Annotated in this window: 8 protein-coding genes; 2 read left to right on the top strand and 6 right to left on the bottom strand. The window is 54.9% G+C overall.

The features are described 5' to 3' along the window. Positions 1-39: 39 nt before the first annotated feature. The 5 genes from ACE3MN_RS07960 to ACE3MN_RS07940 all read right to left on the bottom strand — a co-directional run bounded on the left by ACE3MN_RS07960 (position 40) and on the right by ACE3MN_RS07940 (position 5,796). Complete coding sequence (locus ACE3MN_RS07960) at positions 40-1,683, bottom strand: multidrug ABC transporter permease/ATP-binding protein (RefSeq protein WP_024359228.1); 1,644 nt, start codon at positions 1,681-1,683, stop codon at positions 40-42. A 76-nt stretch (positions 1,684-1,759) separates the two neighbouring features. After that, positions 1,760-2,410 (bottom strand): DNA oxidative demethylase AlkB, encoded by a 651-nt coding sequence (gene alkB / locus ACE3MN_RS07955; RefSeq protein WP_024359229.1) that lies wholly within the window; start codon positions 2,408-2,410, stop codon positions 1,760-1,762. Beyond that, on the bottom strand, positions 2,410-3,474 hold the full coding sequence (gene ada, locus ACE3MN_RS07950; protein ID WP_102649893.1) for a bifunctional DNA-binding transcriptional regulator/O6-methylguanine-DNA methyltransferase Ada: 1,065 nt from the start codon (positions 3,472-3,474) through the stop codon (positions 2,410-2,412). Before ada ends, alkB begins: the two co-directional genes overlap by 1 nt. A gap of 72 nt (positions 3,475-3,546) precedes the next feature. Further along, positions 3,547-4,599: an FAD:protein FMN transferase ApbE gene (gene apbE, locus ACE3MN_RS07945; protein WP_098066629.1), complete on the bottom strand. Its 1,053-nt coding sequence runs from the start codon at positions 4,597-4,599 to the stop codon at positions 3,547-3,549. 102 nt (positions 4,600-4,701) lie between these two features. Then, entirely contained in the window at positions 4,702-5,796 is a 1,095-nt protein-coding gene (locus ACE3MN_RS07940; RefSeq protein ID WP_024359232.1) for a porin OmpC, read from the bottom strand. 771 nt (positions 5,797-6,567) lie between these two features. Here ACE3MN_RS07940 and rcsD point away from each other — a divergent pair. Together rcsD and rcsB are read left to right on the top strand one after the other, a co-directional pair. Next, the gene (rcsD, locus tag ACE3MN_RS07935) at positions 6,568-9,228 is read left to right on the top strand and encodes a phosphotransferase RcsD (RefSeq protein WP_375364329.1); all 2,661 of its coding nucleotides are present in this window, start codon (positions 6,568-6,570) and stop codon (positions 9,226-9,228) included. A 16-nt stretch (positions 9,229-9,244) separates the two neighbouring features. Next, entirely contained in the window at positions 9,245-9,895 is a 651-nt protein-coding gene (gene rcsB, locus ACE3MN_RS07930) for a response regulator transcription factor RcsB (RefSeq protein ID WP_004103995.1), read from the top strand. 43 nt (positions 9,896-9,938) lie between these two features. Here rcsB and rcsC read toward each other — a convergent pair whose 3' ends face one another. Then, positions 9,939-12,785 (bottom strand): two-component system sensor histidine kinase RcsC, encoded by a 2,847-nt coding sequence (gene rcsC / locus ACE3MN_RS07925; protein ID WP_102649894.1) that lies wholly within the window; start codon positions 12,783-12,785, stop codon positions 9,939-9,941. Positions 12,786-12,902 lie beyond the last annotated feature (117 nt).

Raw genomic sequence — 12,902 nt, 5'->3', positions numbered from 1 at the left:
CCGGAGGTCGGCTGGCGCCTCCGGGATGAGCCTGCGCTATCAGGCGGTACGGGCGACCGCGTCGCGCGTCGCCAGCTCGCGCTCTTTTCCGCTCAGCTCCGATAGCTGGCCGCCGCGCATTTCCAGCAGCCTGTCGGCGTGCTGAAAGTAGTGATCGTCATGGCTAATAGCAAAGAGGGTTTTACCCATCTCCTTCATCAGCGGCAGCAGCACCTGATAGAACTCACGGCGGAAATGGGGGTCCTGATCCGCCGCCCATTCATCCAGCATGATGATATCTCTGTCTTCTGCTAACGCCAGCAGCAGCGCCACGCGCTTTTTCTGCCCTTTTGACAGCTTCAGGTCGAGGATTTTGCCGTCATCCAGCCGTAACTTATGGTTCATCTGCAGATAACCCAGCCACTTCTCCACCAAAGCCGGGTCAGCCGCCTTCCCTTCCGGCCCCAGCAGCCTGTCGAACAGCCAGACGTCGGTAAACACCGCCGAGAACAGCTTACGATAATCTTCCGGTTTATCCGCCGCCATCGGCTGACCATCGAGCAGGATCTGTCCGGATACCGGCTGATACAAGCCGGTCAGCAGCATAGCCAGCGTCGATTTCCCGCTACCGTTGCCGCCAATCAGAAAGACCAGCTCACCGCGCTTGAGGGTCATATTAATCGGCCCGACCGCAAAGCTGTTGTCAGGATAATGAAAGGTGATATCGCGCAGCTCGAGCGTCTGCCAGTGGGGATGCGCCTGCGGCTGCGGAAATTCAGCGCGATACGGCGCGAGCGAAAATTTATTCAGCTTGTTGAACGCCACCTGCGCGCTGAGCAAAGTGGGCAGCGCGCCAACCGCGGAAAGCAGCGGCGTGCGCAGGAATAATAGGGTCAACGAGTAGGTCGCCGCTACCGCCGTATTGGCCCAGCCCAGGCTGTTGGCCATCCAGAAGACCAGGCCAATCGCGCCCAGCATCATAATATTCGACCAGTTGACCGCACTCAGATGGAAAGTATCGGCGCGAACAATATGGTGCCGATATTCTTGCGCATCGGGGAGATAGAGCTGGTTAAACACATACTCAGCTCGCTCGCGGTTGAGGGTCAGCTCTTTGCGCCCCTCGAGAACCGTCTGGTAATCGTGATACAGCTTATCTTCGCTTTCGCGCAGCGAGGCCATGTGTTTATACACCCGCGATACCAGTATAAAACCGCCCCAGATGGTCAACGCCAGCCACAGCGCGGTAACCAGCATCATTTTTCCCGACAGCCAGGCCAGATAGGCGGCGGAACCGAAGGTGAGAATAATCCCCTGCACCAGCTCCGGCAGACGCACGAAGGCAATGGTGATATTACGGATATCGCTGGTTAACCCGGCCAGCAGCGACGCGCTGCCGATTTTCTCGATCTTCTCGATTTGCGTGTCGAGAATGCGCTTAATAAATTCGCCGCGCAGGCGGTAGACGAAATGGTGGCCAAGCGTGGTCAGCGCCAGCTGCGAACCGAGCGTGACCGCCATCAATAGCAGTAGCAGCCCGAGGAACTCCGGCAGGACCGTCAGGGAAGTGTCGACAAGGGTAATCAGACGCAGATTAATAAAGGCGATAAGCCCAATACCCAGCGCCGCGCTCAGCAGGCTCAGGGCAATGACGGAGATAAACGGCCAGCGATACTGACGCCAGACAAGAAGAAGAAGTTCCATAACGCATAATCCGGGCAAGCAAAAACAGCCAGCAGTTTAAACTGCTCGACGATGACAGCAAGAATAATTCTTATTTTTATTCTTTATTACCCGCCAGGCGGAAAGTGAGATTGTAACGACAGGCGCCGGTCTCCGGATGGATGCCCTCTTTGAGCGGCTGAATACCATGGTAAAAAAGCCGCGATTCGCCGCCCCAGACCACCACGTCGCCGTGCTCCAGCAGCACCCGCTGTAGCGGATCGTTACGCCGCAGCCCGCCGAACTGAAATATTGCCGGCAGCCCCAGCGAGACGGAGACAATCGGCGCCCGCAGGTTATGCTCGTCTTTATCCTGATGCAGCGACAGCTTCGCGCCGGGCTGGTAGCGGTTGATAAGACAAGCATCCGGGGTAAAGCGCGCATAGCCGGCCGCCGCCGCGGCCTCTGCGGCCAGCTCGCGGAAAAGCGGCGGCATCTGCGGCCAGCGCTTGCCGGTCAGCGGATCGTCGGCAGCATAAAGATAGCCGTGCTGGTTCGTGGTCCAGCCCAGCTCGCCGCAGTTGGTCATCGCTACCGACATCGTGTAACCACCGGGGGTGACCATCTGGCGAAAAGGCGAACGACCGGCAATCCCGGCGATTACCTGCAACAGCGCCGGGGCGCGTTCTCGGGCATAGCGGCGCAAAATTATCGCCCCCGGAGCCAGCGGCTCCTGCCAGGGCGGCGTATCGGCAAAAAGATCGAACATTATTTCTCCTCGGATGACGCTTCTCGTGCCAACAGCAGCGCCTTGCGCGCCGTCCCCCAACGATAGCCGGATAGCGCCCCATCTTCGCGAACGACCCGGTGGCAGGGAATAACCAGCGCCAGCTTATTAGCGGCGCAGGCGCTTGCCACCGCTCTCACCGCGCGGGGGCGGCCGATGCTTTGCGCGACCTGACGATAGCTGCGGGTCTCCCCCGCCGGGATCTGACGCAGCGCCTGCCAGACCTGAAGCTGAAAAGCCGTGCCGCGCAAATCCAACGGCAGGGAAAACGGCTGCCGGTGGTCATCAAGATGGGAAAATACCTGCGCCACCCGCTGACGAAAAGCCTCGTCGCCCGGATGCAGCCGCGCATTGGGAAACAGGCTGGCTAATTCAGCACAGAGCAAGGCATCGCTCTCCCCCGGTAGCACGGCGCACACGCCCCGTTCACTCTCAGCCACCAGACAGCGTCCCAGCGGACCATCGCCGCATACCCAGGTAATATCGAGATCCTCGCCGCCGCGGCGAAACTGGCGGCCGGTCATCCCCAGCGCGGCATCTGCCTGCTGATAGTAGCTGCTATTGTCCGGGAAGCCGGCCGACAGCGCCGCATCGGTAATTTTCGCCCCCTGCCCCAGCGCTTCGCGTAAACGGCGAGCGCGCCACGCCTGTTGCCAGGCTTTAGGGGTCATTCCGGTGACGGATTTAAAGAGGCGGTGAAAATGAAAGGGACTGAGCGCGGCCTGGCGCGCCAGTGCCTCCAGCGTCATCGGCGTTTCCTGCTCCAGCAGACGGCACGCGGCGGCCACTTTCTCTACCTTCTGCTGCTGCGGGTCGCTTTTTTCCGGCTGGCAGCGTTTGCACGGGCGAAAACCTTCCGCCTGCGCGGTTGCAACGTCAGGGTAAAAGCGAACATTTTCCCGCAGCGCGCGACGCGAACGGCAGGACGGACGGCAGCAAACGCCGGTGGTCAGCACGGCAAAAACAAACTGACCATCGGCGCGGGCATCACGTTCGCATACCGCCTGCCAGCGGCGCTCATCGGTATCAATCATTATCGGTTTCATCACGGACTCCTGCTGTAAGTGTATCTGCAGTCTGGGCCGAAGTCCGTTAACAAAAACCCGAAATCTTGCGCTTTAATTTTTCTCGCCGACGAGGAACGCGCGGAACTGCGGCGACATCCAGGTTTTAAACCCGTCCCCCTCTTTGACAATCATATACACCGCCAGCCCCTGTTCGCGAACCACGTCCTGCGCTTTTTCCGGCCCCAGCACCATCAGCCCGGTATCCCAGCCGTCGGCCTCCAGCGCCGTCGGAGCGATAACGGTCACTGAAACCAGTTTATGATCGATAGGTCGCCCGGTCTGCGGATCGATAACGTGCGAGATGCGCTTACCGTCAAGCTCATAGTAGTTGCGGTAGCTGCCGGAGGTACTGATGCCATGTCCGTTGATATCAACGATCGCCTGCACCGCGTTTTCACGATCGGTCGGCTTCTGGATAGCCACCCGCCACGGCTGCCCTTCCGCATTCATCCCCCGGCTCACCAGCGCGCCGCCCACCGAGACCAGATAGCGCGAGATCCCTTCCTGCTCCATCAGGCGCGCCAGATGATCGGCGGCGTAGCCTTCACCTACGGTAGAGAGATCGACGAACAGATCCGGAATGTCTTTTTGCAGATACTGTTGGCCGGCCTGGTTGATCACCGTCAGATGCTGTAGTCCACTGCGCGCTTTTGCCGCGGCGATCTGCTGCGGATCCGGCGTTTTGACCGGCTGTTTATCCGGGCCAAAGCCCCATAAATTGACCAGCGGCCCGACGGTGATATCCATGGCGCCATGGGTTTTTGCGCCAATTCGCAGCGACATCGCCACGATATCCGCCATCGCCTCGTTGACCGGCCACGGCGACGTACCCGGCGAATGGTTAAAGCGCATCAACGCTGAATCGTTCTTCCAGGTGGAAAGCAGGCGGTCGTCGGCATCGAGCTGAGCCTGCACTTTCTGGCGCAGCGCCTCGGCCTTCGCCTCATCAAGGTTGATGACGCTGACCCGCCAGAATGTGCCCATGGTTTTACCCTCCAGCACGGTGGCGGCGGATTTTGGCGTCTGGGGAGCGGTGGCTGAATCACAGCCTGAAAGTAATACGCAGGCGCCGAACAGGGCGGCGCGAAAAAAAGTGATATCCATAAAATTGGCTTCCTCTGGCTAAGGCGCAAAGAGTACACCAGCAAGGTTAAACCGGGCATAAAAAAAGGCGCCATCGGCGCCTTTTTTCAAACTTCAGCGTACTTAGAACTGGTAAACCAGGCCCAGAGCAACGATGTCGTCGGTAGACACATTGGCAGCACGGGTGAAGCGGTTGTCGTCCAGGAGGTTGATTTTGTAGTCAACGTAGGTGGACATGTTTTTGTTGAAGTAGTAGGTCGCGCCTACATCAACATATTTCAGCAGATCCTGATCGCCGTAACCTTCCAGATCCTTACCTTTGGACTGCAGGTAAGCCACGGACGGACGCAGACCGAAGTCGAACTGGTACTGTGCAACCACTTCGAAGTTCTGCGCTTTGTTAGCAAAGCCCTGGTTGCCAGCGCGAGTTGCGTTGTAGGTCTGGGTGTACTGAGTCGCCAGGTAGATGTTGTTGGCGTCATATTTCAGACCACCGGTATAGGTTTCAGCGTTATCACCACGGCCCAGAACAGCTTTGGTGTTCTGATCGCTGGTACGTTTGGAGTGAGAGTACGCGAAACCAGCGCTGATACCGTCGTAGATATCATAAGTTACAGCGGTACCGTAACCGTCGCCGTTCTGTTTGTTCCAGTCACGACCGTTGTTGGTCGAACCTTCGCCGCTGGTGCTGCCGTTTTTACCCTGATACTGCAGAGCAAAGTTCAGGCCGTCAACCAGACCGAAGAAGTCAGAGTTACGGTAGGTTGCCACGCCGTTAGCGCGAGACTGCAGGAAGTTGTCAGAACCGTAGGTGTCGCCGCCGAATTCCGGCAGAACGTCAGTCCAGGAAGTTACGTCGTAAACAACGCCGTAGTTACGACCGTAGTCGAAAGAACCCGCGTCGCCGAATTTCAGACCCGCAAACGCCAGACGAGTCCACGCCTGATCGCTGGAGCTCTCGGTGTTGTTAGCCTGGACGTTGTATTCCCACTGGCCGTAACCGGTCAGCTGGTCATTGATCTGGGTTTCGCCTTTGATGCCCAGACGCATGTAGGTCTGGTCGCCATCTTGGCCTTTGTCGTCAGAGAAATAGTGCAGACCGTCGATTTTACCGTACAGGTCTAATTTGTTGCCATCTTTGTTATAGACTTCAGCCGCATTCGCTGCGCCCGCTACCAGCAGTGCCGGTACCAGGAGGGACAGTACTTTAACTTTCATGTTATTAACCCTCTGTTTGTTATATGCCTTTTATTATTGCCACTGCTTACTGATTACCCTTCTAATCAGTCGGCTATTTCATTGTGCTGCAAAATGCAGAATAATCCAACAAGAATATGATACTAAAACTTCTAAGATGTTTCAAAATACCCACAAGATGTTTCAATTTGTAAATACAAGGGAACTTTTTTTCCGCACAAAAAGCTCATAAAAATAAGCACTAATAATCAAAAAATAAAAATTATCAATAAACGTCAACGAGTTACACAGTTACACACCTATAGCACTGAATGGTAAAACAAAATTCTCATCTGGGACTAAAATTAATCCCGCTATCATCATTAACTTTATTTATTACCGTCATTCAGTTCTGAATGTCTGTTTACCCCTATTTCAACCGGATGCCTCGCATCCGGTTTTTTTTACCCTTCTTTACACATCTTTAATTATTCCCTGCTAGCCGCGAAAAAAATAACGGTTATTAATCAAACAACTTACGGCTAAACCCAGGGTCATTTATATAATTTCTTGTTATTTAGTGCTATTTACATTCTCGAATCCGTAAATAATTGTACAAAAACCACCGGGGCGTACATCTTTGTACGCCTTATTGGTTTGAGATAAATCTCAAGGCAAAAAAGTCATTGTAGGGTATTCAGATGTATGGATTTTGCACGTTAACCTTTATACTGTTCGTAGCATCTGCGCTGCCCCCGGTTAACTTGGTGCAACAGTCCGTTTACACACACTGATGAGTCGTACTCTCACACGATGACCCCGAAAAAATTTTCCCTGATACCCGGCAACATTACTCGCTTCTTTATTCTCATGGTCATTGTCCTGCTGGCGACGATGGGGGTCATGATCCAAAGCGCCGTTAACACCTGGCTAAAAGACAAAAGCTACCAGGTGGTCGATGTCAGCTACGACTTACATAAACGCATCGATACCTGGCGCTACGCCACCTGGCAGATTTATGACAATATCGCCGCGACCTCGTCCAGTTCAGCCTCAGAGACAGGGCTCCAGGAAACGCGATTAAAACAGGATGTTTACTACCTGGAGAAACCCCGGCGCAAAACGGAAGCGCTGATTTTTGGCTCGCATGACGGCTCAACGCTGGAAATGACGCAAAAGATCTCCAACTATCTCGATATCCTGTGGGGCGCCGAGACGATTCCCTGGTCGATGTATTACCTGAACGGGCTTGATAACAGCCTGATTCTGGTTTCAACGCTGCCCTTAAAAGATCTCTCTTCCAGCTTCAAAGAGTCGACCATCAGCAGCGTCGTCGAATCACGACGGGCAGAAATGCTGCTTCAGGCCAACACCTTAGATGAACGCGAGACCTTTTCGTCGCTGCGCCACCTTGCCTGGCAAAACGGCTACTACTTTACTTTACGCACGACATTCAACCAGCCCGGTCACCTGGCGACCGTTGTCGCCTTCGATCTGCCCATTAACGATCTCATTCCTCCCAGTATGTCGCTGGAGAGCTTCCGGCTGGAGCCCGATCCGTCGCAAAGCGTCAACAGCAATCCGGATAAAGAAGCCGCCGGCATCGTCAGCATTAACTTTAACGGCCCGCAGATTGAAATTCTCACCACCATTAATACCACCGGTATGCGTCTGGTCTGGATGGTCCCCTTTAGCGAGCTGATTCTGGAGTCCTTGCAGAGTATCTTACTGCCGCTGTTGCTGAACATTGGTCTGCTGGCGCTGGCGCTGTTCGGATTTACCACCTTCCGTCACTACAGCGGCCGCAAAAGCATCGTGGGAACGGCGGTCTCTTCGGCAGCCAATAATGAGCTGCGCGCCCAGCGCGCCATTCACGAAGAGATTGTTTCCCTGCTGCCGCTAGGGCTGCTGGTGCACGATCAGGACGCTAACCGTACGGTGATAAGCAATCCGATTGCCGATCATCTGCTGCCACATCTGAACCTGCAAAACATCATTAACATGGCCGATCAGCATCAGGGCGTAATTCAAGCGACGGTGAACAATGAACTGTATGAAATCCGTCAGTTCCGCAGTCAGGTTTCGCCGCGTACGCAAATCTTTATTATTCGCGATCAGGACCGTGAAGTGCTGGTGAATAAGAAGCTCAAGCAGGCCCAGCGCCTGTATGAGAAAAACCAGCTGGGCCGCACTGCTTTTATGCAGCATATCGGTACGGCGCTGAAGCAGCCGGCGCAAACGCTGGCGGAAGAAGCCGCGGCGCTCGGCATAGCCGAAAGCCGCAAGCTGGCCCAGCATGCGGATGAACTGGTCCAGCTGGTCGATGAAATACAGCTGGCAAACCTGCTGGAGAGCGATAGCTGGAAGAGCGCACAGGGTCTGTTCTCCATTCAGGAATTGATAGATGAAGTGGTGCCTGAAGTCCTGCCCATCATCAAACGTAAAGGTCTTCAACTGCTGATTAACAACGCGCTGCCGGCCAATGAGCAACGCTACGGCGATCGCGACGCCCTGCGCCGCACCCTTTTACTGCTCATCCGATACTCGGTTACCACCACGCCTATTGGCAAAATCACCCTGGAAGTGAGTAAAGATGAATCAGCGGATGACCGCCTGACCTTCCGTATTCTGGATACCGGCAACGGCGTTTCGGCGAACGAAATCGACAATATGCACTTCCCGTTCCTCAACGAGACGCAGGCAGACCTTTACGGTAAAGCCAATGCCCTCACCTTCTGGCTCTGCGATCGCCTGACCCGCAAGCTAGGCGGGCAGCTCAATATCAAAGCGCGCGAGTCGCTGGGCACCCGCTACTCCCTGCATCTAAAAATGGCCGCCAGCGCAGAGGAGAGTGATTCAGGGGAACATCTGCTCGATGAGGTCGTGATACTGCTTGATGTGACGGCCAATGAAGTCCGCCGTATCGTCACCCGCCAGCTTGAAAGCTGGGGGGCCACCTGCATCACGCCGGATGACAGAATCACAAGTCAACAATATGATCTCTTTTTAACGGATAATCCGTCTAATCTTACTGCTTCGGGCTTGCTTTTAAGCGATGATGAGGTCCGGGTTCATAAGATTGGTCCTGGTCAGCTCCGCGTGAATTTTAATATCAGCGCTGCGATGCAGGAAGCTATTCTCCAGCTGATTGAGCAGCAGCTTGCAGAGGAAGAGGAGCACCCTTCCTCTGCCTGTAGCGAAAGTAACGCCGAACTGCATGCCAGCGGCTATTACACGCTGTTTGCTGACACGGTACCAGATGATGTTAAGAGGCTGTATAATGAACGGGCAACAGGCGATTTCGCCGCGCTGGCGCAGACCGCTCACCGCCTCAAAGGGGCGTTTGCTATGCTAAATCTGGTACCCGGCAAGCAGTTATGTGAAACGCTTGAGCATCTGATTCGTGAAAAAGATGCGCAAGGCATAGAAAAATATATCAGCGACATTGACGTTTACGTCAAGAGCTTGCTGTAGCAAGGTAGCCTAATACATGAACAATATGAACGTAATTATTGCCGATGACCATCCGATCGTACTGTTCGGTATTCGTAAGTCACTTGAACAAATTGAGTGGGTGAACGTTGTTGGCGAGTTTGAAGACTCCACGGCCTTAATCAACAATCTGCCAAAGCTGGACGCACACGTCCTGATTACCGATTTATCCATGCCCGGTGATAAATACGGCGATGGCATTACGCTTATCAAATACATCAAGCGTCATTTCCCGGATCTGTCCATCATTGTCCTGACAATGAATAACAACCCGGCGATCCTGAGCGCGGTGCTGGATCTGGACATCGAAGGGATCGTCCTGAAACAGGGTGCGCCAACCGATCTGCCTAAAGCGCTGGCCGCGCTGCAAAAAGGCAAAAAATTCACCCCGGAAAGCGTTTCGCGCCTGCTGGAAAAAATCAGCGCCGGCGGTTACGGCGACAAACGTTTGTCGCCTAAAGAGAGTGAAGTACTGCGTCTGTTCGCCGAAGGCTTCCTGGTCACCGAGATTGCCAAAAAGCTCAACCGCAGTATCAAAACCATCAGTAGCCAGAAAAAATCGGCAATGATGAAGCTCGGCGTGGAAAACGACATTGCCCTGCTGAACTACCTCTCTTCCGTTTCCCTGAGCTCCACGGACAAAGACTAACGTCTTCCTTCCCGGATAGCGCTGCGCTATCCGGGAAACTGCCTTACTCCCTTCCCTTACGTACCCGTGCGGCGTAGACCGTCAGGGTTTGCTTGATAATATCCAGAGTCACCGGCTTAGAAAGGCAGCTGTCCATCCCCGACTCCAGGCAGCGCTGCTTCTCTTCCGCCAGGGCGTTGGCGGTGACCCCGATCACCGGCAGCGTGAGTCCCAGCTGGCGTATGCGCTGGGTCAGGCGATAGCCATCCATATTCGGCATGTTGACGTCGCTAAGCACGATATCAATATGCTGCTTGCTCAGAACATTCAGCGCATCGACCCCATCATTTGCCGTTACGCACTGATAGCCCAGCGATCCCAGCTGATCGGCCAGCAGACGTCGGTTAATGGGATGATCGTCCACCACCAGGATCATCATGTCATCATTGCTGGTGGTTTGCGCATCCGCCGCGGATAGCGCGGGCCCGTTTTCCGCGCTGGCCACGGCGATATGGAAGATGCGTCCCAGCAGCGGCAGCAGTTCATGCGGCGTGGCCACGCTATGCAGCCATTCGCCGGGCGCCCGCTCCTGCGGAATACCGATATGGCGTCGACAGAAGATCACCATCGCGCCGCCGGGCCAGGCTTCACGCGCCTCGCTATCGGTCAATAAAATATCTTCCGCTCCCGGCGCTTGCCCCGCATAGCGGCGGACCGGGATACCGTGGTAATTCAGCAACTGCTCGACGAACAGCGCCAGCGAGCTATTATCAATCGCCAGCCAGCAACATTTTTCAGCCAGGCCGTCAATCAGCAGCGGCGGCGTATTTTGTACGCCATACAGTGGGATACGAATGGTGAACCGGCTGCCCATCCCGGGCTCGGTTTCAACGGCAATATCGCCATCCATCATGCTGATAAGCTTTTCACAGATCGCCAGACCGAGTCCCGTCCCCTGGAAGTTGCGCTGCACGCCGGTGCCGACCTGGAAGAACGGATCGAACAGGCGTACCACCTCTTTCGCCGGGATCCCTTCCCCAGTATCTCTGACGCTGATTTGCAGATAGTCGCCCGCCCGTTCCACGTGCAGAATAATGCAGCCGGTATCGGTAAACTTAATCGCATTACTTAGCAGGTTGGAAATAACCTGCTGCAGGCGCATGGGATCGCCGGACATCAGCTGCGGTACGTCAGGCTCAATAAAGCAGTACAGCCCCAGCTGCTTACGCACCACCAGCGGCAGATAGTTGGCGGAAATATGGTTCATGACCTCGCGCGGCGAAAACTCCCGCGGCTCAATTTTGAGCTGCTCGGACTCAATTTTTGAGAAGTCGAGGATATCGCTAATAATTTTCAACAGCAGGCTGGAAGAGTTGTTCATCGCCGTCACCAGGCGATCGACGCCCTTCGGCAGCTCTTTGGTCTGCAATAAATCAAGGTTACCGATAATTCCGTACAGCGGCGTGCGCAGTTCGTGACTAACGGTGGCGAGGAACATTGATTTCGACTGGCTGGCCTGCTCTGCGGCCTGGGCCATCTCCTGCAGCGACTCCTCCATTTTGACGCGCGCCGAGACATCCACCAGCACGCAAATCGCCACATTCTCATTACGATAGCGCGAGTGGACAAAGCTGATTTGCAGGTTGGTGTTATTGCTGGTCAGCACATCGACAAAGTTCACCTGCTGGCCGCAGATAATTTGCGTCAGCCGCTGCCTGTCCTCGTGGGTTAACATGTTGAGATAGTTATGCGCCAGCTCGTTACTCAGGATGTTGGTGCCGTCGAGCGTACGTAAAATACAGATCCCCACCGGCGCGGAGGCAACAATTTTTCGGTTGAACTGCTCATGCTCTTCCAGCCGCTGGGCGTCATTTTCTGCCGGAATAAAAATCCGCCGTTCATACATGCGGGCGAGGACAAAAAGGAGGACGCCGGTCAGCAGATTGAGCACCACGGCGTTCAGTATCAGCATCCGGATGCGTTCCAGCACCTGATCCACCGGCACCGAATAGACAATGCTCAGGGATGATGGCGGCAGGTTTTTTTTCATCGCCAGCTCGCGAAAACCGGCGGTATAGCCGAACCACAGACGCTCCTGCATCCACTTCGCATCCGGTTTAATATTGCTGTCCGACCCGGCAAGCGAAATCAGCGACTGACCGTTATCGTCGAGGATAGTGACGTTCATCGGCAGACTGCCGGGGGTAAAGAAGCTTTCCATACGGATGGTTTGCTCAACGCCGAGCATCGCCTGCAGGCGATTCGCCACATAGATTGGGGTCAGCGCATAGAAATAGCCCACGCCCGGACGCACGCCCTGGCTTATCCAGAACAGATTGTTACCGCGCTCGTTTTGCGGAGCGTCGCGATACTGCTCAATCCGCTGATGCAGTACTTTTAACGCATGGTCCCGCTCCAGCGGAATATCACGCAGGCCGAAGTTGGCCATACACAGATTGTCGCTGCCAATCAAAAAAATACGATTGAGGTCGTAGGCCGTTGAGAAATTGTCGCGCCAGTAGCGCATAAACCACGCCAGTGACTGTAGCGAATTACGCCAGGTCGTACTCATCAGCGCGCAGTCGGAATCCGGGTAGAGCGGTTCAAAATTAGGTATCGCGATATCGCCGCGCTGAACCGGCATATCGCCGCCTTCGCCGCCGTCCATCGGCCGGTTGCCCGCAACGTACTTCAGCTCTTTGATCACGTCGGCCGTACGTTGGATATAGCGCTGCGCCTGATCGGCATTGAGGTTAAATTCCTGGCGAATTTCCGATTCGCGATCGTGCAAAGCGTTGACGATGTAAAACACCGACACAAAAGCGACCAGCACCCACAGCAGTACCGCCAGCGCTCTGAACAGATAGCGTGAAACCTTTAACGTGTTATGGAAAGAAGCTAGATATTTCAATGTGGCGATGCTCGGCCGTCAGGGGCTCAACAGAATGGCGTTAAGGTAACGATAAAACAACGGTCCCGCAACGGGAAAACAAAAAGGGTCGGGGATAGCCCCGACCCTTTCAGAACA

The sequence above is a fragment of the Klebsiella grimontii genome, from assembly GCF_042137965.1.
Taxonomy (GTDB): Bacteria; Pseudomonadota; Gammaproteobacteria; order Enterobacterales; family Enterobacteriaceae; genus Klebsiella; species Klebsiella grimontii.
This window is presented reverse-complemented; position numbering and strand designations above follow the sequence as displayed.

What these genes read in the sequence shown, in the direction of transcription:
- ACE3MN_RS07940 (WP_024359232.1), bottom strand. Translation starts at nt 5,796, where the DNA reads ATGAAAGTTAAAGTACTGTCCCTCCTGGTACCGGCACTGCTGGTAGCG.
- rcsB (WP_004103995.1), top strand. Translation starts at nt 9,245, where the DNA reads ATGAACAATATGAACGTAATTATTGCCGATGACCATCCGATCGTACTG.
- ACE3MN_RS07960 (WP_024359228.1), bottom strand. Translation starts at nt 1,683, where the DNA reads ATGGAACTTCTTCTTCTTGTCTGGCGTCAGTATCGCTGGCCGTTTATC.
- ada (WP_102649893.1), bottom strand. Translation starts at nt 3,474, where the DNA reads ATGAAACCGATAATGATTGATACCGATGAGCGCCGCTGGCAGGCGGTA.
- apbE (WP_098066629.1), bottom strand. Translation starts at nt 4,599, where the DNA reads ATGGATATCACTTTTTTTCGCGCCGCCCTGTTCGGCGCCTGCGTATTA.
- alkB (WP_024359229.1), bottom strand. Translation starts at nt 2,410, where the DNA reads ATGTTCGATCTTTTTGCCGATACGCCGCCCTGGCAGGAGCCGCTGGCT.
- rcsD (WP_375364329.1), top strand. Translation starts at nt 6,568, where the DNA reads ATGACCCCGAAAAAATTTTCCCTGATACCCGGCAACATTACTCGCTTC.